The organism is Streptomyces zingiberis, from assembly GCF_012034935.1.
In the GTDB taxonomy this organism is placed as follows: Bacteria; Actinomycetota; Actinomycetes; order Streptomycetales; family Streptomycetaceae; genus Streptomyces; species Streptomyces zingiberis.
This window is the reverse complement of the sequence record NZ_JAATEN010000005.1, coordinates 119,448-142,912: the sequence shown is the minus strand read 5'-3', so window position 1 is coordinate 142,912 and position 23,465 is coordinate 119,448. Positions and strand designations below refer to the sequence as shown.

Annotated in this window: 23 protein-coding genes and 1 pseudogene; 9 read left to right on the top strand and 15 right to left on the bottom strand. The window is 69.6% G+C overall.

The window, feature by feature from the left end:
- Positions 1–37 precede the first annotated feature (37 nt).
- Genes HCK00_RS28425 through HCK00_RS08440 form a run of 3 tightly spaced genes read right to left on the bottom strand, consistent with a single transcriptional unit; the run spans position 38 to position 2,939 of the window.
- Positions 38–1,786 carry an ABC-three component system protein gene (locus HCK00_RS28425; protein WP_168101179.1) on the bottom strand — a complete coding sequence of 583 codons (1,749 nt, stop codon included), beginning with the start codon at positions 1,784–1,786 and terminating at the stop codon, positions 38–40.
- Positions 1,783–2,028 (bottom strand): ABC-three component system middle component 6, encoded by a 246-nt coding sequence (locus HCK00_RS28695; protein ID WP_078915164.1) that lies wholly within the window; start codon positions 2,026–2,028, stop codon positions 1,783–1,785. Before HCK00_RS28695 ends, HCK00_RS28425 begins: the two co-directional genes overlap by 4 nt.
- Positions 2,025–2,939, bottom strand: coding sequence for an ABC-three component system protein (locus tag HCK00_RS08440; protein WP_168101178.1), 915 nt, complete (start codon positions 2,937–2,939; stop codon positions 2,025–2,027). The genes HCK00_RS28695 and HCK00_RS08440 overlap by 4 nt, the downstream gene beginning before the upstream one ends.
- A gap of 312 nt (positions 2,940–3,251) precedes the next feature.
- On the opposite strand from HCK00_RS08440, the gene kilB reads away from it, so the two are divergent.
- The gene (gene kilB / locus HCK00_RS08435; RefSeq protein WP_168101177.1) at positions 3,252–3,716 is read left to right on the top strand and encodes a plasmid transfer protein KilB; all 465 of its coding nucleotides are present in this window, start codon (positions 3,252–3,254) and stop codon (positions 3,714–3,716) included.
- Positions 3,717–4,198: 482 nt separating this feature from the next.
- Here the strand turns inward: kilB and HCK00_RS08430 are convergent, their stop codons facing one another.
- The 3 genes from HCK00_RS08430 to HCK00_RS08420 all read right to left on the bottom strand — a co-directional run bounded on the left by HCK00_RS08430 (position 4,199) and on the right by HCK00_RS08420 (position 6,643).
- Positions 4,199–4,561 carry a hypothetical protein gene (locus tag HCK00_RS08430; RefSeq protein ID WP_168101176.1) on the bottom strand — a complete coding sequence of 121 codons (363 nt, stop codon included), beginning with the start codon at positions 4,559–4,561 and terminating at the stop codon, positions 4,199–4,201.
- Positions 4,562–5,454: 893 nt separating this feature from the next.
- Entirely contained in the window at positions 5,455–5,679 is a 225-nt protein-coding gene (locus HCK00_RS08425; protein WP_168101175.1) for a DUF7848 domain-containing protein, read from the bottom strand.
- Positions 5,680–6,094: 415 nt separating this feature from the next.
- Positions 6,095–6,643, bottom strand: coding sequence for an ATP-binding protein (locus tag HCK00_RS08420; RefSeq protein WP_168101174.1), 549 nt, complete (start codon positions 6,641–6,643; stop codon positions 6,095–6,097).
- Between the two features lie 215 nt (positions 6,644–6,858).
- Between HCK00_RS08420 and HCK00_RS08415 the strand changes: the two genes are divergently transcribed.
- Positions 6,859–8,235 (top strand): NsdA family TPR-like regulatory protein, encoded by a 1,377-nt coding sequence (locus HCK00_RS08415; RefSeq protein ID WP_168101173.1) that lies wholly within the window; start codon positions 6,859–6,861, stop codon positions 8,233–8,235.
- A gap of 27 nt (positions 8,236–8,262) precedes the next feature.
- Here HCK00_RS08415 and HCK00_RS08410 read toward each other — a convergent pair whose 3' ends face one another.
- The 3 genes from HCK00_RS08410 to HCK00_RS08400 all read right to left on the bottom strand — a co-directional run bounded on the left by HCK00_RS08410 (position 8,263) and on the right by HCK00_RS08400 (position 11,682).
- The gene (locus HCK00_RS08410; RefSeq protein ID WP_168101172.1) at positions 8,263–9,183 is read right to left on the bottom strand and encodes a phosphotransferase enzyme family protein; all 921 of its coding nucleotides are present in this window, start codon (positions 9,181–9,183) and stop codon (positions 8,263–8,265) included.
- A 126-nt stretch (positions 9,184–9,309) separates the two neighbouring features.
- On the bottom strand, positions 9,310–10,002 hold the full coding sequence (gene msrA / locus HCK00_RS08405) for a peptide-methionine (S)-S-oxide reductase MsrA (protein WP_168101171.1): 693 nt from the start codon (positions 10,000–10,002) through the stop codon (positions 9,310–9,312).
- 564 nt (positions 10,003–10,566) lie between these two features.
- Positions 10,567–11,682, bottom strand: coding sequence for a hypothetical protein (locus tag HCK00_RS08400; protein WP_168101170.1), 1,116 nt, complete (start codon positions 11,680–11,682; stop codon positions 10,567–10,569).
- Between the two features lie 298 nt (positions 11,683–11,980).
- Here HCK00_RS08400 and HCK00_RS08395 point away from each other — a divergent pair, with 298 nt between their 5' ends.
- Positions 11,981–13,144 (top strand): cystathionine gamma-synthase, encoded by a 1,164-nt coding sequence (locus tag HCK00_RS08395; protein WP_168101169.1) that lies wholly within the window; start codon positions 11,981–11,983, stop codon positions 13,142–13,144.
- Positions 13,145–13,339: 195 nt separating this feature from the next.
- On the opposite strand, the gene HCK00_RS08390 is transcribed toward HCK00_RS08395, so the two are convergent.
- The 3 genes and pseudogenes from HCK00_RS08390 to HCK00_RS08380 form a co-directional block, all read right to left on the bottom strand.
- A complete protein-coding gene (locus HCK00_RS08390) occupies positions 13,340–13,606 on the bottom strand; it encodes a hypothetical protein (protein WP_311765212.1) in 267 nt (88 codons plus the stop codon).
- A gap of 221 nt (positions 13,607–13,827) precedes the next feature.
- A pseudogene (locus HCK00_RS27465) lies at positions 13,828–14,298 on the bottom strand (sigma factor-like helix-turn-helix DNA-binding protein); the annotation flags it as partial.
- Positions 14,299–14,520: 222 nt separating this feature from the next.
- Positions 14,521–15,042 carry a MarR family winged helix-turn-helix transcriptional regulator gene (locus tag HCK00_RS08380; RefSeq protein WP_168101167.1) on the bottom strand — a complete coding sequence of 174 codons (522 nt, stop codon included), beginning with the start codon at positions 15,040–15,042 and terminating at the stop codon, positions 14,521–14,523.
- Between the two features lie 278 nt (positions 15,043–15,320).
- Between HCK00_RS08380 and ilvA the strand changes: the two genes are divergently transcribed.
- The 3 genes from ilvA to HCK00_RS08365 all read left to right on the top strand — a co-directional run bounded on the left by ilvA (position 15,321) and on the right by HCK00_RS08365 (position 18,697).
- Complete coding sequence (ilvA, locus tag HCK00_RS08375) at positions 15,321–16,484, top strand: threonine ammonia-lyase (RefSeq protein ID WP_240965407.1); 1,164 nt, start codon at positions 15,321–15,323, stop codon at positions 16,482–16,484.
- Between the two features lie 372 nt (positions 16,485–16,856).
- Entirely contained in the window at positions 16,857–17,840 is a 984-nt protein-coding gene (locus HCK00_RS08370; RefSeq protein ID WP_168101165.1) for an ATP-binding cassette domain-containing protein, read from the top strand.
- Entirely contained in the window at positions 17,837–18,697 is an 861-nt protein-coding gene (locus tag HCK00_RS08365) for an ABC transporter permease (protein ID WP_375781933.1), read from the top strand. The genes HCK00_RS08370 and HCK00_RS08365 overlap by 4 nt, the downstream gene beginning before the upstream one ends.
- 240 nt (positions 18,698–18,937) lie before the next feature.
- On the opposite strand, the gene greA is transcribed toward HCK00_RS08365, so the two are convergent.
- Positions 18,938–19,435: a transcription elongation factor GreA gene (greA, locus tag HCK00_RS08360; RefSeq protein WP_168101164.1), complete on the bottom strand. Its 498-nt coding sequence runs from the start codon at positions 19,433–19,435 to the stop codon at positions 18,938–18,940.
- 208 nt (positions 19,436–19,643) lie between these two features.
- Complete coding sequence (locus HCK00_RS08355) at positions 19,644–20,054, bottom strand: DUF4307 domain-containing protein (protein WP_168101163.1); 411 nt, start codon at positions 20,052–20,054, stop codon at positions 19,644–19,646.
- A 117-nt stretch (positions 20,055–20,171) separates the two neighbouring features.
- Here HCK00_RS08355 and mca point away from each other — a divergent pair, with 117 nt between their 5' ends.
- Both mca and HCK00_RS08345 read left to right on the top strand, forming a co-directional pair.
- The gene (gene mca / locus HCK00_RS08350) at positions 20,172–21,044 is read left to right on the top strand and encodes a mycothiol conjugate amidase Mca (protein ID WP_168101162.1); all 873 of its coding nucleotides are present in this window, start codon (positions 20,172–20,174) and stop codon (positions 21,042–21,044) included.
- 4 nt (positions 21,045–21,048) lie between these two features.
- Positions 21,049–21,414, top strand: coding sequence for a hypothetical protein (locus HCK00_RS08345; RefSeq protein ID WP_168101161.1), 366 nt, complete (start codon positions 21,049–21,051; stop codon positions 21,412–21,414).
- A gap of 318 nt (positions 21,415–21,732) precedes the next feature.
- Here HCK00_RS08345 and HCK00_RS08340 read toward each other — a convergent pair whose 3' ends face one another.
- Positions 21,733–22,197, bottom strand: a complete 465-nt coding sequence (locus HCK00_RS08340; protein WP_168101160.1) for a MarR family winged helix-turn-helix transcriptional regulator — start codon at positions 22,195–22,197, stop codon at positions 21,733–21,735.
- Positions 22,198–22,647: 450 nt separating this feature from the next.
- Between HCK00_RS08340 and HCK00_RS08335 the strand changes: the two genes are divergently transcribed.
- On the top strand, positions 22,648–23,304 hold the full coding sequence (locus HCK00_RS08335; protein WP_168101159.1) for a hydrolase: 657 nt from the start codon (positions 22,648–22,650) through the stop codon (positions 23,302–23,304).
- The last annotated feature ends 161 nt before the right edge of the window (positions 23,305–23,465 follow it).

The window sequence follows — 23,465 nt, the reverse complement described above, 5'->3', positions numbered from 1 at the left end:
GCCACCCCAAAGCCGCTCCACCGACCTCACACTGCTACTAGCGGAATCGCAGGCCGAACAGGCCTCCATCGTCATACTTGTCTGTAAGGCGGACTGGCAATATAACGGCGGCAAGATCCACGCCCTCGACATTCGGCAAGTTGTCACTGTTCAGAGTAATTAGATGTTGATAGCCGTGCTCATCGCATTCTTCCTTGCCGGTCCTAATGGCAGCTGCGATTTGCCTACTGTCAACTCCATCAAAGATGTGGCTATCGTGAGCCACAAATGAAGGAGCCCTACCCTGAGACAATGCGATACGAATCAAAGTGAGGTCAAAGCAGTAGGTGAGCATGTTTGTAATACCCTTGCTTCGCTCACCATCGATACTAACATTGAACTTTGGTCCATTATCCGTGTTAGAAATTGCCAGCAGTCCTCCCCTATCGCCATAGATGGAGTGTGACAAATCTTGGAACACTACGGCAGCCCGGTCTACGCTATCTGAACGCTCGCGAAAATCGCGCTGCAAACGCTCTTGAAGTTGCTGCCGCTCTAGCCCCAATGTGACCTGCTGCGACTCGAGCGCTTCAGCAGCTTGATACTGCTTGGTCAAGCGCTCAACTTCGTTTTCCCGCCGGCCAAGCTCCTTTTGCATTTCCAGGAACGTTTCCAGAGCGCCGCCCGCACTCAGCAAGGCCATAATTTCGGCACGCCGACGATCGAGTGTTCCAATCTCCTTCTCACGTGCCGCGATCCGGGCCTCAGTAGCTACGATCTCTTCACGCAGGTACGTGCGCCGATTCGCAACGACAGATTCATGAAAGCGCTGAACATCTTCGTAGGCAGCAAGAGCGACGCCGGGAAGCTCAACTCCAGCAAGATCATAAAGAAGCCTTAGGTTCTCTGGATCGGGAACTGGTTCTGTTTTCGAATCATTGCTCAGCCGATCTAGGTACCGGCGATCCAGAGTGTTCTCATCGTTGAACTCGGCGATTTTTCTACTGAGTTGAGTGGCTTCACTTTGCAACTCCGAGTACTCTTCGACCACACGAAAGCTCTTCAGCTGCTCACTCAGCCGCGTAACACCTGCTTGAGCAATTGCAAGAGAGGCTCGAAGCTCGGCTGTTTTACCCACAGGGTCACCTAGAGCTCCATCTTTCGCCGCCTTTTTTAGCTCTCGCAGAGATTTCTCGCGCTGGCGAACTTTTTCCCAGTCTCGGGGAATTGACCAGTCTAGCCCTAGCAGGTAGGAGATATTCACTTGCTGATCAACAGTTGACTGTTGACTCGTGTGCTTTACCGTCTCCTGAAACCCGCCACTTGCCTGACGCCTAATCAGGTATGACAGCAGAGAACGTGCAGATGGGCCAGAGTTTCCAGCGTTCTCTAGATCGGAGATACCGAAGAAGTGTTTCGCAATAAGAGACTTCCAAACGGCGTTGGAGACGGTCACGCTGGGGCTACCCAGCACGCTCTCCCAACCATCGATATGAATCTTCGACGGCTGAACTCCAGAACGGCGTACGGTGATATAAGAGGGCTCTGCTGAAGGGTCACGCTGTGGAGCGAGAATTTCTAGGCCGAACTCGAAGTTCACAAGGGCTTCATTGCGGAACAGGCTACTCGGATCTGCATTGCCACCCATGAGGAAGTGAAGCAACTCAATCAAACTGCTCTTGCCAACCCCGTTCCGAGTGTCAACCTCCTTCGATTCCGGCCTGACATCCGCGAGAAGAATATTCAACCCGGCGTGAAGGTGGATCTCCTTAAAGGAGGGCATTGTGCTGAAAATTCGCTTAATCACGTTGCCCGCCTAAGTGTGTTTGCTGGCCCCGTTCGAATTGCCCCGACCGCGAACAGGAGATCGAGCGCCAATACAAACCAGTCAAATGTAAGGGGAGTAGAATTTTCATCTTGGGCCCGCTTGACTCGCACCAAGTGCCATAGTCCGCTCACAGTGCTCGGCTCGTCCAATTCGCGTATGATTTGAGCGCCCACGGTCAGCAGGGCCCTATCGGCAGACACTCCCTTAGTTGGCAAGATCATTCTTCCTGGCCTTCCTCTGGCCGCAAGAATATATCGCACTCTTCAAAAAAGTACGTGAGCACGCCGTATACGGCCACTTCGCGAGCAGGACTCGATGGGCCGATGCCACCAACCCACTTGCGGAGCTCCCAGTAGATCTCATCCGGGCTCTGACCAGTACCGCGCAGTTCCTGATACTTCTCGGAGAAGGCTTGAGCCGTTTGGTCCCTAAGAAGCTCATCACTCACGCGCCTATAGTAATTTCTTACCAAATGCGCTGGCTGCATGCCCATAGTGATGAGGAAGCGTGTCGCTTCTGACAGAAGGTTGTACTCGATCTTATCCTCAGGCACCGGACGCCTATCAGGACGACCAGGTACGCGAGCGCGCTCCAGATGATCGAGGACTGGCTGGATTTGCTCCATTCCCGTCTCTACGAAGTCTGCCATCGAGGGAACACTAGGGAAGAGCGCCCGCAGATTGCTGATTCCGAGGTCCATCACGCGCTTGCATAGGGCTTCCCGCCCCCAGGGGGCGGCCACCTTGTCCCCATGCGCTCTATTGAGCTCAAGGATTGTCTTCAGCGCATCCGGCCCGAGTCCTTCACGGTCATTGTGGACGAATACCCATTGGTCAAGATACTCGTCCCAAAAAGGGAGGCACCCATTGAAGTCGCTCTCAATCTTCGCCCGAATGCCTGAAGCCGTGGGCTTCCGTGGGGCGTACACGGCGAAAACCGTACGCTGAGATATCAGGTATCCGTCATTTTTCTCGTCTCCGGAGTTTCCCCAGGGCCTGACACGAACAAAGTCGCCATCGGGATAGGCTCGCTCCATTATCTCCGAGAAGAACTCCTGGAACTCATCTTCGAAAGATTCCTGGTAACGGTCCCGGAACGCCATTTCGTATAACGCCAGAATGCGCTCATTCATATGCCCCCCCCTGCAGGTGCTCAAAGACTTCAGAGTCGCATAGCCTCCCGTGTACCTCAATACCCCGATGGTGTCAAAGTGATGTCAGCCTAAGCTGACCGGCTGGATGCCCACAGCTGAGGGGGCCGAACCAGACAGCCGGGGAGCGAGGGAGTCAGCGCCAGATCGGACCACAAGTCAGGCGCACTGCACGCGCCAGACGCCGATAGTCGCAGGTAGGAGACCCAACTCCTCAGACAGTTGGAAAGCGTGTTGGCATCGGGGTTGGGCAACGCCCCACGGAGGACCCTCGATGCGTGATCAGCTTGGGCGGTGGAGACCATCATCGCCAGCGGCATAGCCGTCCTAGGGACGCTGCTTGGTTCGGGGATCACCCTGGCGTTCCAGCAGCGCACCGCCGACAGGAGCCACCAGTTCACCCGCCAAGAGAAGCTCCGGCAGGAACGACTCGATGCCTACTCCGCTTACGCCGGCGCATTGGTCAACTACCGCCGCTGCCTCGTTCACCTATGGTTCTGCGAGCACGAACAGCCACCACCGGAGGACCCCGACACGGTACGGATCCGTGCCTACGACCTGCGCTCCAACGCCCAAGAAGCACTGTTCCGGGCACAGATGCTCACCGATGACGTGACTCTGAGCCAGGCCGCGGAGGACTTGCTCGCAGACGTTACGACGCTGTCCAAGACGGACAGCAGAACAGAACTAGACGTTGCCAGGGTACGGACCCGTGACGACATCAGCCGACTGGTCAGGGCAACCAAGCAACACCTTTAAGGCACGTGCAGACGCGCCGGTTCGTAGGTAACCGCACCACAAGCGCACCAGATCGAGCGGGGAGCAGCGGGGAATCACGGTGAAAGCAGTCGAGCCCGCAGAGGTTACGAACCTGCGGTTCAAGCAGGTCAGCGCCGACGACAGGCCCGCGATGCTCGCTGCTTCCTAAGCTGAGGGCTCATGCGCCGCCATCACGTACCGACCGTCGTGGCTTGCTCTAGTCGACAACACTGGCAGCGTGGCTGAGGTCGGCGAGGGTACAGCGAGGCACACGCGCGCCTGGTCGGTCGGCGCACCCGCTGTCGTGGCTGGCTGTCGTCGGCTGAGGCTCGTGCCACAACCGTGCCAGATGCAGGAGGCAACAGAGGTCAACACCGGCGTGCCGCGGTCGAGTAGCCGCTTGCTTCCTCGGCCTGCAAAAGCCGCAGCTCAGGCCCGAGATCACCCTGCCTCTCTCCTAAAGCGGGGGGTGAGGGCACACGTCACTCCTCGCGGTGCTGAGCGAATACCTGCTGCTGCTCGTCTCGCCAGTTCCAGTTGGCCGGCCGAGAGAAGGGCAAGCTTTGGGCAAGGCCTGAGAATTGGCCGGATGGCTCCCGGCTGGCCTTGTTCACCACGATCGCTGAGAGCATGGGGGCTCGTCCGTCTTCGTTGCGGTAGAGGCAGACATCCTTGAGCAGGTAGGTCATGACTCCGCGGTGAGGCGGGATGGAGTCGAAGCCCTGTGCCGCCAACTCGGCGCTCAGCTCACCGTACGTGAGGGTCCGTCCCTGCTGAGCCCGCTTCCGCAGGATCTCTACGGCCGCTTCGACAGCTGCCGGGTATTCCGGGTCCTTGATCCTCATGGTCCCTCCCCCATCGCGTGGACACTGCCCAGCCTCCGCATCGTACCGGCCGGATACCCACCCGGTAGTGCTACAGGTGGTTCAGCAGCGAACTCGCCCCCGCGCGCGGGGGTCCGTGACCGCTCGTGTCCGTCGGCCATCGGCTTTCACTCGGAGCATCATGGCTGAGCCCGGTGGTCGGTACGGCGAGGCATACGCGCGCCTGGTCAGTCGGCGCACCCGCCGTCGTGGCTGACTTTCTGTGGCTGAGGTTCCCAGAGCCGCGTCTGGGTGAAGGTCCGTGCCAGATGCGTGCCAGAAGGGGCGGTGAACCCCGGGTAACAGCGGTCACGTCGAGTCCGTTCTCGGAACAGGCGGGACGGGCATATACACAGGTCAGCACAACTTTCCGCCCCAAGACCGCCGGTAATTCCCAAGCTCAGGGCCAGTAGGTCGCTGCGTTATCCCAGGAGCCTGGCCACCTCGCGTGCCGTTTCGGGGGAGCACTTCAGGTGGACGACTCCCGAGCCGTCTGCCCTGGTCGCGGCTCGGAGTTGGACGTCCGCCGAGCGCAGGTCCGCCGCATTGAGGGCGTTGGCCAGGTCGTCCGCCGCGTTCGTTGCATCTCGCCACCCTGACAGGTAGTCGACGCCCCGGACCCACAGGACCGCTTCCGGGTCGAGATCTTCGCTCGTGAACCCTGCATCCTCCGGGTCGTACATCGGCCCGCACCCCTCTTCCAGATCGTCGCTTGAACTCTGCTGCTCTGGGGCCGAGTTGGTGTGGGGCACGCGGAAGTGCCCCGGTACCATCGGCGCCGGGGTCCTCCGGGATCTCCGCCGGGCCACCCCTGTGCCTGCCAGGGTTGAGGGGGTGGCCCGGTTCTCATCTGTGGTGATCGTTTTCGTACGGGATCAGTGCGGCACGGGCCCCTCCAACTGCGTGGCGAGGAGGAGGCTGGTCGCGGTCATCCGGAAGCTTCTGTGGCCCGTCCGGCCCGCGTGGCGGAGGCACCACAGTTCGAGGGCGCCCCGCTCCATCGACTCATCCGGAGTTTCGTCACACGTGGTGCAGCCCGCCGCGTAGGTGCGTTCCTCGGCGTCGGGGGCGATGGTCAGGGACCATCGCACGAAGCGCATACGTGAGCGGATGGTCACCGGCCCGCCCTCCGGTGGCCCCGCCGCACCTGCACGTCATTGCCGGCCGGGAGGCGGAGGGCCGGGGCCTCCTGAAAGATGAGGGTTACGGCTTGGCCCCCGGCAGCGTGCCGCTGTATGCGTACCGCCTTTACCTCCAGCCATTGGCCTCTGGCCTCCACCACGTCACCGCGTCGTACCAGTGCTGCCAGCATCGGTTCCTCCAGCTCTTCACCGCAGGTATGGGGGGTGTCGGGCAGCTCCCCGGGGACAGGAGGGGAACCCGCCCCCTGGGGAGCCACCCACCGCGCTGGAGTGAAACCGCCGCTCTCGGCGCGGTCCCCGGGGAGGCCACCCGAACCCGTAGGCGCTGCCCGGGCGTCGGCTGCCTGTGGCCTCCACGGAGTCTGTGGGGCGGTCACCGGTCGGCCTCGCCGTTGGTGTCGAAGCGGCAGAAGACGCTCTTGTCGCCGGTGTCGCGAGGGGCCCACCACGTCGCGTCCGCGAGACTCTGCACGATGAACAGCCCACGTCCGTGATCGGGCAGAGCCGAGCCGGGTGCGGTTCCGAAGACCGCCGGGTCGAGGAGGTCCCCGATCGGGAGCATCGGCGGAGTGGAATCCTCGTCGCACACCTCGATGAAGAACCACTTCGGCCAGGCCCGGAACGCCACGGTGATGCGCCGTGGGCCGCCGAGCATCCGTTGCCAGCCATCGGGCGTCGCGTGATGCACGGCGTTGCCGACCAGCTCGGACACGCAGAGAGCCACGTCGTCCAGCAGACCCGAAAGACCCCAGTCATGCAGCGCTTCGGCGGCGCTACGACGCGCGACACGAGCGGTGTCCAGCGCGTCGGCGTCGAGCACTATTGCGCGAAACTGAGTGGGCGCGGAAAGGGTCGTCGGATCCAGGGAAGCCTGTCCCGCTGCCCGCAGCAGCGGCTCGTGCGCTACCTCGCGAGTATCCATGGGTACCCCTTCGGCTGTTGGTGCGAGCGGCGCCCCGCCCTCTGGTGAGTCAGTCAACGACGGTGATCGTGAAGACGGGAGTGTTCACCGGGGGTTCACGCGCACACCGGGGGTTCGCACGGGTCCATGAGGGGGTTCAAGGGTGAACCCCCTGACCGTTGGCCCGGGTTCGGTGTAAGGATGGGTGCCCGGAGCCTTCTCGGGAGGCAGAGCGCGTGAGCAGAGAACGCAATCACCGACTGGCCGCTGTCATGGCCGAGGCCGGCGCTTCGAACAAGGGGCTCGCCAGGCGAGTTCGGGACATCGCGGCGCTGCGGGGCGTCCATGTCGGTACCACCCATGTCGCCGTGCAGCGCTGGCTGGACGGCGGAGGCATTCAGCCGCAGACGGCGGTGTTCCTGGCCGATGCGCTGAGCGAGAAGACCGGCCGGAGGATCACGCCGACCGACATTGGCTTCCCCGGCATGAAGTCGGGCTCTCCATCCTCCGTGGCTCGTATCGGGTACGCGCGTTCGCTGCCGGAGGCCCTTGAACAACTCAACGGCCTGACGCAGCTCCGCCCCGAGGACGAGCAGGCAGGCGCCGACCTCTTACCCGAGGGAGACGTCAACGCGGCCGTGCTCTCCTGGCTCGTTTCCCGCCCGGACGGGTTCACGTCGGAGGCATCTCAAGGGCGCCGCGTCGGCATGCGTGATGTCGCGGCGATACGGACCGCCGCAGACATGTTCATGCATCTGGATTTCAAGTTCGGCGGCGGGCACGGCCACAAGGCCCTACGTCACTACTTCCGTGAGGATGTCCTGCCGCTGCTGAACGGCAGCTACAGCTCCCGGGTGGGGAAGGCCCTCTACGAGGCGGCGGCGGAGACCGCGCAGTTGCTCGCATGGACCGCGTACGACACCGGGAATCACTCGATCGCCAACCGCTACATGGTGGCGACCCTGCGCCTCACTCAGGTGATCGACGATCGGACGATGGGCGCCCGCATCCTCACCAACATGAGCCACCAGGCCAACTACCTGGGCCAGGTGCCACGCGCCGTGCAACTCGCCCGTGCGTCGCTGGAAGGCGGCCGGGGTACGGCCACACCGCGTGCCATGGCGTTGTTCGCCGCCCACGAAGCCCGCGCCTTGTCCACCGCGCAGGATCACAAGGGCGCCGCCCGCGCCATGAACGAGGCCGAACGCTACTTCGAGCGGGCCGACAGCGGTGACGATCCCGACTGGCTGGCCTACATGGACGAGGCCGAGTTGGTGGGGGAGTTCTGCCACTGTTTCCGGGACCTCAGGCGAGGCGACGAAGCAGTGCGCTACGCGGAACGGGCTGTTGCGCTCACCGACCCGAAGTACGCCCGCACAGTCGGGTTCTGCCGCATGGTGCTCGCCGGAAGTCAACTCCTCAATGGCGATCTGGAAGCGGCCGTGCACACGGCGAGTCTGGCCGTCGAGGACGGGGACGCCCTCCAGTCGGCCCGCTTCGTGCGATACGTGACCGACTTCCAGGACCAGGCTTCCCCGTACGGCGGCCCGGCAGTTCAGCGGTTCAATGAGCAGGTGCGCGACGCCTTGGCCGAGTTGGACGACGAGGAGTGAGGCGGAGCGCGGCGGAGCCGATCGAGGTCAGCCCGGGTGCCAGTGGCGGGGAGCGTCCTCGTCCCGCAGGGAGGCGATGCGGTGGGCGTACTCCTCGGCGACGCGCGGGCTCTCCGCGATGTTCTGCATGAGCCAGGTGGTCATCTTGAACTCCTGGATGCCGCGCAGCACCGGGAAACCGGCCCAGTCGCGCAGGTCCCGGCCGTAGGCGCCGGCGAACGCGGCGTACTGGTCGGTCGTCTGCCATCCGAGGCTGTGGTGTTCGGTGGCGGTGACCATCAGATCCCATTCCGGGTGGTCGTGGCCGAACGCCTCGAAGTCGATCAGGAGGACCTGGCCGCTGCGGTCGACCATGAGGTTCTGCGCGTGGGCGTCGCCGTGGACCGGGCCCCTGGCCGACTCGAAACGTAGTTCCGCCAGCCGGTCGGCCAGTTCACGGCCTCGCTTGCGCAGGAACTCCCGGTCGTCCTCCGGTATGCCGTTGGCCCTTTCGATGCGCAGTTCGGTGCGGCCGAACACCTCGTAGGGCGGCAGTTCCAGGCCGTCGGGGAGGCGCATGGCGTGCAGGTCGCGCAGGATGCCGCCCAGTTCGCCGTAGGTGGCTTTGCGGTCGCCCTCCTCGATCAGCCGCCAGAAGGTCACCGGGCGGCCCGCGACCACCACCGGTTGTTCGAGGTCGTCCACGACGCGAGCGGCCGGGAAACCCTCACCGGCCAGCCAGCGGGATACGGCGACCTCCGTGCGCACCGAGGACAGGTAGTCCGTGGAGCGCGCGATGCGGACGATGACCGGGTGCGCGGCCAGCCGGAACAGTGCGTTCTCACCGAAGCGAATGAGCCGCGCGCCGTCGCTGTCGAGCCCGGCGGACCGGCAGGCCGCCGTCATGACCCGAGCGGATTCCGCCGAGGTGAATCCCTCTTCCACGCTTCCAGCAGCGTCGGACGCCATGCCGGACCAACTCCCCTTGGTCGTGCCCCACGGGCACGTGCCGCCGAGGCAGACGGCGGCACATGCCCTGCTTCAGCCCGAACGTACCCACGGGACGGGATGATCAGCAGACCGGGGAAGCCGTGGTCAGTCCTCCGTCTTGGCCAGACCTGTCGGGCAGGCGCCGCCCCAGGCGGAAGGGTCACTTAGGTTGACGCCCGTGCCGCCGATGCCGCAGTAGCCGGCCGGGTTCTTGTCCAGGTACTGCTGGTGGTATGCCTCGGCCGGGTAGAAGGTGCGGGGTTCGGCGGGGAGGATCTCCGTGGTGATGTCGCCGTAGCCGCGGGCGGCCAGGACGGACCGGTAGGAGTCGCGGGAGGACTCCGCCGCCCGCTGCTGCTCGGGGGAGTGGGTGTAGATCGCCGAGCGGTACTGGGTGCCGACGTCGTTGCCCTGGCGGAAGCCCTGGGTGGGGTCGTGCGACTCCCAGAAGACCTTCAGCAGCGTCTCGTAGCTGACGGCGTTCGGGTCGTAGACGACGCGGACGGCCTCCGTGTGGCCGGTGAGGCCGCTGCACACCTCTTCGTAGGTCGGGTTCGGCGTGGAGCCGCCCTGGTAGCCGACGAGGGTGGTCCAGACGCCCGGGGTCTCCCAGAACTTGCGTTCGGCGCCCCAGAAGCAGCCCAGGCCGAAGTCGGCGACCTCCAGGCCCTCCGGGTACGGGCCCAGGAGGGGGTTGCCGAGGACGGTGTGGCGCTCGGACAGCGTGTAGGCCGGCTCCGCGCGGCCCTTCAGGGCCTGGTCGGGCTCGGGCAGCTGTGGCGTGCGGGTCCAGAACATCAGGGCGCTCCTCCGGGTGCGGTGTCCGCTTCCGCCAACGTAGGACGGGGGCCGGGCATTCCGCACCCGGAGGGCGGACCGCCGGCCGGGTGCGGCCGGGCACCGGTGGTCATGGCCTGGTCACCGCATGTCTTCGGTCGCTTCCGGTGAGCGGGACACCCCAGTTCAGCGGGGTGCTCCTGCGGCTCGTCGGGTCGGCGCCAGGCCCACCGGCGACCCCGTCCTCGGGTCCAGGGCACGCCCCTGCGGGTCCGTCCTCGGATCGGTGGCATGGCCACGCGGTCCCGGTTCCGCGGGGCGGCGACGCGTCCCGTCCGGGCCCCGGGTCCGCCGTGTGCTCATCCGGAGCCCGGAGCCCGGAGCCCGGAGCCCGGAGCCCGGAGCCCGGAGCCCCAAGCCCGGAGCGGGCCCCGGACCCTGGGGCCCGGACGGGCCCGGACCCAGCCCCCAGACGGACCCAGCCCCCAGACGGACCCAGCCCCCAGACGGGCCCAACCCCCGGAAGGGCCCAGCCCCAGCCCCAGAGACCCCCGGACCCGCCCCCCGGCCGGCGGCCACATCCCCTCAGCGCGGCAGCGTCGCCGGGGTGCCGCCCGTGGCCTCCCAGCCCGCGACGGCCATGGCGCGGTGCGCCGCGTACTCCGCCGCCGGATGGGCGCCGTAGGACCACGGGACGGCGCCGACGTGGCCGTCCACCTGCGCGACCTGCTCCATCGCCTCCTGCCAGCGTTCCGCGCGCACCAGGAACCACAGCAGCAGGTGGCGTACGTGCGGCAGCACCGGGTGGTCGGACGGCGCGCTGCGGGTGGCGTAGAGGGCGCCTTCGACGGCCTTGGTGATGACGTCGCTCTGATACAGGCTGCGGACCGTGTTGACCTCGGACAGGTGCTCGAAGACCGCGAACAGCGGCAGGGCGGGCAGCAGGGAGCGCTCCGGAGCGGAGGCCGCGGCGCGGTGCGTGAACGCGTCGGCCTGCTCCCGCGAGCCGTGCCACTTCTCGCACCAGTAGTGCAGCGCGGCCAGATGCGCGCCCATGTGGTGCGGGGCGCGGGCCGTGACGGTGGACCACAGCTCCTCGAAGTCCGCCTCCCGGTAGCCGAGGCCACGGGCGATCGCCAGTTCGACGATGTACGGGGTGGGGTCGCCGGGGGCGAGCAGCGCGGCGTCGGCGCAGACGGAACGCGCCTCCTCCAGGATGATCCGGTGCTCGTCCGAGCCCGCGCCGGAGACGGCCGCCGTCTGCCGCGCCTGCCGGAGCAGGAACTCGGCGTGCACCACCGCGCCGCCCGGGTCCTTGGGCGCCTCCACCCGCCAGGTCCGCAGCCAGCGGCCGCCCTCGCCGGGCCGCTCCGCCAGCTCGTGGGCCGCCGCGCCCGCCAGGGTCTGCACCCGCTGCCAGCGCAGCTCCGGGTTGTCCCCGGTGGCGGTGAGCACCCGTTGCGCCGCCCGCCAGTCCTGGGTGCGCTCCAGCTCCTCCAGCGCCTCCGCGAGGTCCGGGTCGGGGCCGGGCAGGCGGACGTCGAGGTGGTCGGCCGGGAGGAACCCGTAGGCGTCCGGCCCGGACGCGCCCGAGCCCGCCATGGCCTGGGTGTACGGGCGGTTCGCGCGGGAGCGCCGTACGAAGACGAGCACGACAGCGGCGATCATGGTCAGGGCGATGAGGAGGAGAAGAGGGTCCATCGGAGATCCTGTCGGTGTCCTGGCGGTCGGGCTGTCGGGCTGTCGGCGGCGTGGGGGCGGGGGCGGTCGGGGCCGCCGGGCGGTCAAGAGGCGTCCGGGCTGTCCGGGCCGTCCGGGCCCCGGCCGGGCCGACCCCCGCACGGCGGGCCGGTGGCGGTGGCCGGGCGGTGCCGCCCGGCGCGGTTGCCGCCCTCCGGCACGGCGGTGCCCACCCCCAGTGTCGCGCCTCTCCCTTTCCTACTCCCGGGCGCGTGCGGGAGTTCCGGGTGGCGGGCCCCCGGGTATTACTCTCGGGCCCATGAGCGACCAGCACCAGCAGCACGGAGCGACGAGCTTCGAGACCCTTGCCATCCACGCGGGCCAGGAGGCCGACGCGGCCACCGGCGCCGTCGTCCCGCCGATCTACCAGGTCTCGACCTACAAGCAGGACGGGGTCGGCGGCCTGCGCGGGGGCTACGAGTACAGCCGTTCGGCGAACCCGACGCGCACCGCGCTGGAGGAGAACCTCGCCGCGCTGGAGGGCGGGCGCCGCGGGCTGGCCTTCGCCTCCGGCCTCGCCGCCGAGGACTGCCTGCTCCGCACGGTGCTGAGCCCCGGCGACCACGTGGTCATCCCGAACGACGCCTACGGCGGCACGTTCCGGCTGTTCGCGAAGGTGGCGGAGCGCTGGGGCGTCACCTGGTCGGTCGCGGACTCCGCCGACCCGGCGGCCGTGCGCGCGGCGCTCACCCCCCGCACCAAGCTCGTCTGGGTCGAGACCCCGTCCAACCCGCTGCTGGGCATCACGGACATCGAGGCGGTCGCCGGGGTCGCGCACGCCGCCGGCGCGCGCCTGCTGGTGGACAACACCTTCGCCAGCCCCTATCTACAGCAGCCGCTGGCGCTCGGGGCGGACGTCGTCGTCCACTCCACCACCAAGTACATGGGCGGCCACTCGGACGTCGTCGGCGGCGCGCTGGTCGTGAACGACGACACGCTCGGCGAGGAACTGGCCTTCCACCAGAACGCCATGGGCGCCATCGCCGGCCCGTTCGACGCCTGGCTGGTGCTGCGCGGCATCAAGACCCTCGCCGTCCGGATGGACCGGCACAGCGCCAACGCCGAGCGCGTCGCGCAGATGCTGAGCGCGCACCCGAAGGTGACGAGCGTCCTCTACCCCGGCCTGCCGGAGCACCCCGGGCACGAGACCGCCGCCAAGCAGATGCGCGGCTTCGGCGGCATGGTGTCCTTCCGGGTCGCGGGCGGCGAACAGGCCGCCGTGGACGTCTGCGACCGGGCCCGGCTCTTCACGCTCGGGGAGTCCCTCGGCGGTGTCGAGTCGCTGATCGAGCACCCGGGCCGGATGACGCACGCCTCGGCGGCGGGCTCGGCGCTGGAGGTGCCCTCCGACCTGGTGCGGCTGTCGGTCGGCATCGAGGCCGCCGACGACCTGCTCGCGGACCTGACGCAGGCGCTCGGCTAGCTCGACTGGCTCGGCTGGATCGGCTGGCTCGACTGGATCGGCTGGAGCGGGACGGCGGGGACGGGGCGCCGGAGACGGCGCACGGCCCCGGGCGGCGGGCCGGGCGTGGGACGGCCGGGCGCGCCGCGCGCGAGGGGCCCCGCCGCACCGGGCCGGACCCCGGCCATCAGCCCCGGTACCCGCCTCGGGCCCGTCTCACAGGCCCCCGATCGGCGGGCTCGTCGTCTCCGGCGCGGCCCACGGCTGGGTGACGAGCAGCCACAGCAGGAGCGCGACCCCCGCCGCGGCCACGGTGACGGCCAGCAGGGAGCGGAGGAACCGGCGCCGGGCCAGCGCCCGCCCGCCCCGGGCCGCCGCGCGCGCGGCGAGGTCCGGCGGCACGGGCGGGTGCGGCCCGTCGAGCATCCGCCGGACCGCTTCCTGCTTGGGGTCCGGGACGCCGGGAAGATCGGGGAGGCTCACGGCGGAGGCCCTCCCGGCGCGGGCGGACGCCCGTACGCGGAGCGGGAGCCGGGCCCCGCGCCGTGGTCACCGCCGCCACCGGCGTTCCCCGCGCCGGCGCGCGCGGGCCCGGCGGGGAGCCCTCCGGGCCGCGCCGGGGGCGGATCCGTGGCGAGCCGCGGCGCCGGGGGTGGAGACGGTGAAAGCGCGGCCGGGGACTCCGTGCGCCACGGCGCCGAACCCGGAGCCGCCCGGGCCGCCGCCGGGACGGACGCGCCGAGGGCGGGCCGTGGTGTGGAGCGCAGCAGCGCGACGGAGCGGTGGCAGATCGCCCGTACCCGGTCCTCGTCCAGCCCGAGCTGCGCGGCGGTCTGCTCCTCGGCGACCCCTTCGTACAGGCGCAGGACGACGACCAGCCGTTCCCGGGGGGTGAGCCCGTCGAGGACACCGCCGTGGGGGTGGCGCCGGCGCCACGCGGCGCGGGCGAAGCGGGTGGCGAGCTCCTGGCGGGCCACGTCGTAGGGGTCCTCGCCGCGCAGCCGGTCCCAGCGGGCGTAGGTGCGCGCCAGGGCGGCGGTGAGCAGTCGTTCGGCGGCGTGGAGGTCGGCCGTCAGCAGGGTCGCGGTGTGCAGCAGGCGGCCGGCCGCGCCGGCGACGAAGGCGTCGAACTCCTGGCTGCGGCGCCGGTCCCGTTCCGCCCGTCGCTTCCGCACAGCGCCTCCCGGACTCCATGGGACGGCAGCGGGTCAGGGGCGGTCAAGAGGGTGTCAAGGGCGGATCCGGCCCGCCCCCGGGCCCATGGCCGGGGCGGGGGACGCCGATCGAGGGCGCGGGCAGGTGGCCCGCCCCGGTGTTCCCCGCGAGCGGCGGTCCTCCACCGGGAGGGGAGGCGGGACAGAGGGTCCGGGACGGGGAAGCGGGGACGGGGAGGCGCGTCAGGAGGCCGGGGCGCGGGAGACGTCGCGCGACGCGGCGGCGGTGACGGTGGTGTGGCGTGCGGAGAGGGCGGCGTTGAAGCGGGTGAGCAGGGCGCAGAAGTCGGTCCGCTCGTCCTCGGTCCAGTCCTCGGTGAGCAGCTCCATCAGCCGGCGCCGGGAGAAGCGCACGTCGTTCAGGCGGGCCCGGCCGCGGGGGGAGAGCTCCAGGACGACGGCGCGTCCGTCCTCGGGGTGGGAGGCCCGCTTGACCAGGCCGGTGTCGACCAGCGGCGCCACCTGGCGGGTCACGGTGGAGGAGTCGATGCCCATGCCGGCGGCGAGGGCCTTGACCCCGGTGGGGCCCTCCCGGTCGAGCCGGTTGAGCAGGAGGTAGGCGGCGCGGTCCATGGAGTTGCGCACCTGCCCGACACCGCCGAGCCGGGTCTGCTCCGCGCGCCGGGCGAAGACCGCGACCTGGTGCTGGAGGTCGTCGAGGAGGCCGTCGGCGGCGGGGGGCGTCGCGTCCGGAGTGGGGGGCATGGCCTGGGCTCACTTCGTGAGGGGGCGGGGGGAGGGGATGTGCCACAGGTTACGCGGACGCGCCGCGCGCCCGTACCGGCGACGGGGCGACGGGTGAACCCGGCGGAAACCTTGGTGAAGCTGTTGAACCTGTGACGTGAGAGACGCATGTGACGTGGCTGTCCTGCGAGACTGGCCTCATGGCTGCAACCCATGGCTGCGACGCGGACCACAAGTCCGCCTCCCCTCCCGCCCCCGTGCGCGCCCCGTCCCTGGACGACGTGCGGACCGCGCGCAAGATGCTCTCCGGGGTCTCCCGGGTGACGGCGATGGAGGGGAGCCGGCATCTGTCCCGGCTGGTGGGCGCTCCGGTCCACCTCAAGTGCGAGAACCTCCAGCGCACAGGCTCGTTCAAGCTGCGCGGCGCGTATGTGCGGATCGCCGGGCTGTCGGCGCCGGAGCGGGCCGCCGGGGTGGTGGCGGCGAGCGCCGGGAACCACGCCCAGGGTGTCGCGCTCGCCGCCTCGCTGCTGGGGGTGCGTTCCACGGTGTTCATGCCGGTCGGCGCGCCGCTGCCGAAGGTGGCCGCCACCCGCGAGTACGGGGCCGAGGTGCGCACGCACGGCCAGGTGGTGGACGAGACGCTGCACGCCGCACAGGAGTACGCACGGGCCACCGGTGCGGTCTTCATCCACCCCTTCGATCACCCGGACGTGGTGGCGGGGCAGGGCACCGTGGGCCTGGAGATCCTCGAACAGTGCCCGGACGTCGGCACCGTCGTGGTCGGTATGGGCGGCGGCGGGCTGGCCGCGGGGATCGCGCTGGCCGTCAAGGCGCTGCGGCCGGAGGTACGGGTGGTCGGGGTGCAGGCGGAGGGCGCCGCCGCGTACCCGCCCTCGCTGGCGGCCGGACGGCCGGTGGCCCTGGCCGCCCCGGCGACGATGGCGGACGGCATCAAGGTGGGCCGGCCCGGGGACGTGCCGTTCAAAATCGTTGGCGATCTGGTGGACGAAGTCCGTACGGTCACCGAGGACGCGCTCTCGCGGGCGCTGCTGCTGTGTCTGGAGCGCGCGAAGCTGGTGGTCGAGCCGGCGGGGGCGAGTCCGGTCGCGGCGCTGCTGACCGATCCGGACGCGTTCCGCGGCCCGGTGGTGGCGGTCCTCTCCGGGGGGAACGTCGATCCGCTGCTGCTCCAGCAGGTGCTGCGGCACGGCATGGCGGCGGCGGGCCGTTACCTGTCGCTGCGGCTGCGGCTCACGGACCGGCCGGGGTCGCTGGCCACGCTGCTCGGGGTGCTGTCGGAGGCGGACGCCAACGTCCTCGACGTCAGCCACGCCAGGACGGATCCCCGGCTCGGGCTGCGGGAGGCCGAGGTGGAGCTGCGGCTGGAGACGCAGGGGCCGGTCCATTGCGAGGAGGTGCGGAAGGTGATCCGGGAGGCCGGTTACACGGTCATGCCGTGAGGCCGTGAGGCCGCCGCGAGGCCGGTGGCACGCGGCGGAGACGGGGGTGAGTGGGCGGCCGTGGCCGGTGGGGCCGGTGCTTTCCGGGGCCGTCGGTCTCTCGGTCCAGCGGCCTGTCTGCCCGTCGGCCCGCGTGGCCGGTTGCCGCGTCCGGCGCGGCGAGGAGGATGAAACGGACATGGCGAAACTCTGACGCGATATATCGCGAGTGCGGTAAGGTGGCGGCCCCGCTCCACTCCGCCGTGCCCGGCGCCCGGTGGGGCGGCCGGCCGTCACCCTCCGGCGCGGGCCCTCGCGCGTTCCCGGTCAGCTCACCAGCTCACAGCCCAGCAGAAGCAGCCACCGAAAAATCAATACAACAGGAGAAGTTCCATGCCAGGCGCCATTTACGCCGAAGGTCTGGTCAAGACCTTCGGTGACGTGCGGGCACTGGACGGCGTTGATCTCGATGTCCCCGAAGGTACGGTTCTGGGCCTGCTCGGCCCGAACGGTGCCGGGAAGACCACCGCCGTACGCGTCCTCACGACCCTTCTGCGGCCCGACAGCGGGACCGCGGTCGTGGCGGGCATCGACGTGCTGAAACAGCCCAACGAAGTCCGCCGCTCCATCGGCCTCTCCGGCCAGTTCGCCGCCGTCGACGAGTACCTCACCGGCCGCGAGAACCTCCAGATGGTCGGCCAGCTCTACCAGATGAGCGGGCGGGACGCGAAGGCGCGCGCCGCCGAGCTGCTCGAACGCTTCAACCTCGCCGACGCGGGCGACCGCCCCGCCAAGACCTACTCCGGCGGTATGCGGCGCCGGCTGGACCTCGCCGCGGCCCTGGTCGTCAGCCCGCCGGTGATGTTCATGGACGAGCCCACCACCGGGCTCGACCCCCGCAACCGCCAGCAGCTCTGGTCGATCATCCAGGAGCTGGTGGCCGGTGGCACCACCCTGCTGCTGACCACGCAGTATCTGGAGGAGGCCGACCAGCTCGCCCACGACATCTGCGTCGTGGACCACGGCAAGGTCATCGCCCGCGGCACCTCCGACCAGCTCAAGGCCCGCACCGGCGGCGAGCGCGTCGAGGTCGTGGTGCACGAGCCGGAGCAGCTCACCACCGCCGCGGAGGTGCTGCGCGGCTTCGGCAAGGGCGAGACGACGGTCGACACCCACACCCGGCGGCTCACCGTCCCCGTCACGGGCGGGGCCAAGCTGCTGGCCGAGGTCATCCGCGAGCTCGACGGCCGCGGGGTGGAGATCGACGACATCGGTCTGCGCCGCCCCACCCTCGACGACGTCTTCATCTCCCTCACCGGCCACGCCGCCGAGACCGGCGGCGCGGACGGCGACCAGCCCGAGGAGGCCGCCGCGTGAGCGTCCTGACCCAGCCGGGGGCGGATACGGCCGCCCCGCGCCCGCGCGGCGGCATCGTCCAGTCCGTGAAGGACTCGCTGGTCGTCGCCCGCCGCAACCTCATCCGGATGCTGCGCATCCCCGAGATGATCATCTTCGGCCTCATTCAGCCGATCATGTTCGTGGTGCTGTTCAGCTATGTCTTCGGCGGCTCGATCAGCGTCGGCGGCAGCCTGGACTCCGGTCTCTACCGCGAGTTCCTGATGGCGGGCATCTTCGCCCAGACGGTCACCTTCGCCACCGCGGGCGCCGGCGCCGGTATCGCCGACGACATGCACAAGGGCCTGATCGACCGGTTCCGCTCGCTGCCCATGGCCCGCGGCGCGGTGCTCACCGGCCGCACCCTGGCCGACCTGGTGCAGACCTCGCTGACCATAGTGGTGCTGGCCCTGGTCGCCCTGCTCGTCGGCTGGCGGATCCACGAGGGCGTGCCGAAGATGCTGGCCGGCTTCGGCCTGCTGCTCCTGCTGGGCTACGCCTTCTCGTGGATCGGCGCGCTGATCGGCCTGTCGGTGCGGACCCCGGAGGCGGCCACCTCCGGCGGCCTGATCTGGCTCTTCCCGCTGACGTTCATCTCGACGGCCTTCGTGCCCTCCAGCAACATGCCGGCCTTCCTGCGGCACATCGCCGAGTGGAACCCGTTCAGCGCCACCGTCCAGGCGTGCCGGGAGCTGTTCGGCAACCTCCCGCAGGGCTACCCGGTGCCGGACGCCTGGCCCATGCAGCACCCGGTCCTGGCGTCCGTGATCTGGTCCGTGGTGATCATCGCGGTGTTCCGGACGCTCGCCGTCCGGAAGTACCGCTCCGCCGCCGCCTGACGCGGGCCGCGCCGCCCGCCGCCCCGGTCACCGGCCCGTGGCCGGGGCCGGGGCCCGGGCGGCGCGGCGGACACCGCCACGGCGTGGCCGTCACCACGACGGAACCCCCGGTGCGCCGCACCGGGGGTTCTTCGCGTGCCGTGGGATCTCCCGGACGGGCCGGGCCGTCCGGCGCGTCCGGCCGCCGCCGGGTGGTACCGGGCCGCCGCCCGGGCTCCGGGCCCGGCGGCCGCCCGGACCTCAGCCCTGATAGGGCTTGGCCTCAAGGATCTTGACCGAGGCCATCTTGCCGTTGGGCAGCTCGTACCGCGCGTCGTCGCCGACGCGCTTGCCGTTCACGCCCTGGCCGAGCGGGGACTGCGGGGAGTACGTCTCCACGTCCGAGCTGGCGTACTCGCGGGAGGCGAGGAGGAAGGTGGTGGTGTCGTCCGGGTCGCCGTCGAAGGCGATGGTGACGACCATGCCGGGCTCCACCACGCCGTCGTCCGGCGGGGTCTCGCCCACCTTGGCGTGCTGAAGCAGCTGGGTCAGCTGCCGGATCCGGAGCTCCTGCTTGCCCTGCTCCTCCTTGGCCGCGTGGTAACCGCCGTTCTCCCGCAGGTCACCCTCTTCCCGGGCCGCCTCGATCTTCTTGGCGATCTCGGTGCGTGCGGGACCCGACAGGTACTCCAGCTCCTCCTTGAGCCGGTTGTACGCCTCCTGAGTGAGCCAGGTGACGTTGTCGCTGGTCTGGGTCACAGGTGCTCCTTGTCCGTACTGGATATACAAAGCAACGCCCTACCCGGAAGACTTGCGCCGTCACGGGCGGGCGAAACCACGAGCCTAACAATTCCGGCGGAAAAGGGGGAGGACAAAAACTCCGGCGTGGGGCGATCCACCCGGCCGCGCTCCGGCGGGGTGGCGCGGCGCCGCCCGGGGCGGCCGTCCGCCGGCCCCGGCGGTGGGGTCAGGAGGCGCCGGCCGCCCGGCAGCCGAGCAGCTCGACGCTGGAGCCGCGCTCGGTGGTGCGGACGCTCACGACCTTGTCCACCCGGGTCTCGCGCTCGTCGAAGCGGACATCCTTCCAGCCCACCTCGGCGCCGGACGCGGAGAGTGAGCGGAGGGTGCACAGGCCGGGGGTGGCGGCGTCCTTGCGGACCTCCAGGTGGGCCTGGACCTCCTCGTCGGAGACCACCTTGAACTTGATCAGCTCACCGCTGACGTCCTGGCCGGTCACATAGGAGAAACCGAGCCATCCCACACCCGCCAGCAGGGCGGCGCCGAGCACCGTGCCGACGGCCTTCAGGGTGCGGTCGGACCGCTCGCCGGCCACCCGGCCGTACCGCCCCTGGGGGAGGGGGGTGCGCGTCGCTGTCATGGAGTCCTCCCGCGCCCCGGAAACCCGGAATGATTCGGTTCCCGCTTCGGTCACTATAGAAGGCACCCGTCTCCCGAACGGCGGAGGGGGCCAGCGACCACTGACCGAGGACGAGTCTTGACCGAGCAGCTGCGATTGATGGCGGTCCACGCCCACCCCGACGACGAGTCGAGCAAGGGCGCCGCGACCATGGCGAAGTACGTGTCCGAGGGGGTGGACGTGCTGGTCGCCACCTGCACGGGCGGCGAGCGCGGCTCCATCCTCAACCCCAAGCTCCAGGGCGACCCCTACATCGAGCAGCACATCCACGAGGTCCGCGCCAAGGAGATGGACGAGGCCCGGCAGATCCTGGGCGTGAAGCAGGCCTGGCTGGGCTATGTCGACTCCGGGCTGCCCGAGGGCGACCCGCTGCCACCGCTCCCCGAGGGCTGTTTCGCCCTCCAGGACGTGGACGAGGCGGCGGGCGCGCTGGTGAAGCTGATCCGCGAGTTCCGCCCGCACGTGATCACCACGTACGACGAGAACGGAGGCTACCCGCACCCCGACCACATCATGACCCACAAGATCACGATGGTGGCCTTCGAGGCCGCGGGCGACCCCGGCCGCTACCCGGAGGCCGGCGAGCCCTGGCGCCCGCTGAAGCTCTACTACAACCAGGGCTTCAACAAGCCCCGCACCCTCGCCCTCCACGAGGCGCTGCTGGAACGCGGTCTGGAGTCGCCGTACGAGGCCTGGCTGAAGCGCTGGGAGAGCATCTCCCCCAAGGAGCGCACCCTCACCACCTATGTGCCCTGCGGTGACTTCTTCCCCGTCCGGGACAAGGCGCTGATCGCCCACGCCACCCAGATCGACCCCGACGGCGGCTGGTTCCAGGTGCCCATGGAGATCCAGCAGGAGGTGTGGCCGACCGAGGAGTACGAGCTCGTGACCTCACACGTGGACACCTCCCTCCCCGAGGACGACCTCTTCGCGGGCATCCGCGAGAATTGACCTCATGAGCATCGACTCCACCCTCTCCCCGGTCTCCGCCTGGGGCCACCAGGCCGCGCACCAGCTCGTCCCGCTCGCCAAGGAGCTGGACGAGAACAAGGTGACCCCGGGCGTCCTCGGTTTCGTCGTCTTCGCCCTCCTCGGCGGGGCGGTGTGGCTGCTGATGAAGAACATGAACCGGCAGTTCACGAAGATCGACTTCGAGGAGAAGGGCGCCGGCGCCGGGGAAGGCGGGGCCCCGGAGGCCGCGGAGCGGGGCGCGACCGTGCCCCCGGCCCGCGCCGCCGGCCCGGCGGACGACTCCGCCGGCGGGGCGGCCGGAGCGGACCGCACCGGCGGCGACCGCCCGGTCCCGGGCTCGGGGGCCTGACCGGCCCTTCCTGACCCGGGTTCCGGGCTGACCGGCGCCCCGGCCCCCGGCCGCCGGCTCTCGGGTTCCAGGCTGCGGGCTCCGGGTTTCCGCCCGGCCGCCGCGCTGCCGGGCGCCGAGAGGCCGGCCCGCGGGCGCGGCCGGTAGGCCGTCCCTCTCCCCGCCCGGTGTCCGGCCGGAAGCCGCCTGACCGGCCCTTCCTGAACCCGGGCTCCTCCGGCGGGAGAACCGGCGTGCCGGACGGTTCCGGCCGGGCCGGTGAGCCTCCGGCGCGTTCGATGACGTCGTCGGGTGCGTTCCCCGGTGCCGTCCGGTCCGTCAGTCGGGATGTGTCTCCATGTGCGCGAGGACGCGCTGCGAGAGCCGGGCGAGCGTGGCGAGTTCCTCGGGGGTGAGGGCTTCGACGAACAGCCGGTGGACGTGCCCGGCGTGGATGGGGGCGGCCTCCTCGATCGCCCGGTAGCCGGCCCCGGTGACGACGATGAACGCCCCGCGTCCGTCGTCGGCGCACTCCTCCTTGGTCACCAGGCCGCGGTTCGTCATCCGCCTGACCTGGTGGGACACCCGGCTCTTCTCCCACTCCACCAGCTTCGCCAGGTCCATGGAGCGCATCCGCCCGCCGGATTCGGTGAGTTTGGCCAGCACGATGTAGTCGGATGCGGACAGCCCGGAGTCGGCCTGAACCCGGCGGGTGAGCCGTCCGAGGAGCTTCTCCTGCATGCGGATGAAGCTGTACCAGGCGGACGACTGTTCCGGGGTGAGCCGGCGAAGTGGTGCGTCCATAGGGGGAGCGTAACGAGGCCGCGTGCGGCTCATCCATCCGGCAGGCACGGCCGGATTCCGGACCGGCGCCCGGAAGATCCCGGGAGCCCCGGTATGGCGCTGTGGCCGCCTTCCCCGTGGTCGCGCAGGACGGCGGAAGGGGCCCCTCCGGCCACCCCGTCCCCCCTCCTCTCCGGGAGTCGCCGCACCCCTCCCGTGGCGCCCGGTGGCTTCCGGTGTCGGCTTCGGGTGAGGGGCCGGGGCGGGTCCCGGCCCGCCCCTCGGGTGCCGCCAAGGGCCCGGCCCTGGGGGTAGTTGACGTGTCAAGCATTGCGCCTCTAATCTGTGTGACGCGTCAACCAAATGGTGCGGGGTCGACGGCCGGGCGGCTCGTGTCCGGCTTGCCACAGGCATCGAGACCCCGGCACCGGCCGGGGCCCGCGGACGCGACCTTCCAGGGAGGGGAATCCCATGAGCGCCCAGAACAAGGCCGGTCTTGACGCGCTGCTGACGCCCGAGGAGAGCGTCGTCGTACTGATCGACCACCAGCCGTTCCAGTTCGCCAACCTGAACAGCCACGAGCCGACGATGGTCGTCAACAACGTCGTCGGGCTCGCGAAGGCCGCCAAGGTGTACGAGGTCCCGACCATCCTCACGACCGTCCTGGAGGACCGCGGCGGCTTCATCATCCAGGGGCTTCAGGAGGTGTTCCCGGAGCAGAAGCCGATCGACAGGACCTTCATCAACACCTGGGAGGACCAGCGTGTCGTGGACGCCGTCAAGGCGACCGGGCGCAAGAAGCTGATCCTCGCCGGCCTCTGGACGGAGATCTGCCTGGCGATGCCGGCCATCCAGGCGGCCGGTGAGGGCTTCGACGTCTTCGCCGTCACCGACGCCTCGGGCAGCGGCTCCAAGGAGGGCCACGACATGGCGGTGCGGCGCATGGTCCAGGCGGGCGTGGTTCCGATCACCTGGATGGCGGTGCTGGGTGAGTGGCAGCGGGACTGGGCCCGCGAGAAGACCGTGCCCGGTGCCGCCGAGGTCCAGTCGCAGCACGGCGGGGCCACCGGCGTGGCCTTCGCCTGGGAGACGCAGCTTCTCGGGGCGCGCGCCGGCGGCGGCGCCTGACGGCGGCGCCGGCCCCCTCCTGCGCGGAAGCCCAGGCCTCCGGGTGGGGGTGGCCGGCCGGGGTTCTTCCGGGGCGGGCCGCCGAGGGCCGGTGACCCGCCCCGCACCCACGGGGACCGGGGTCCTGCCCCGGGCCCCGTGGGTGCGCCCCGGCCGGGCCG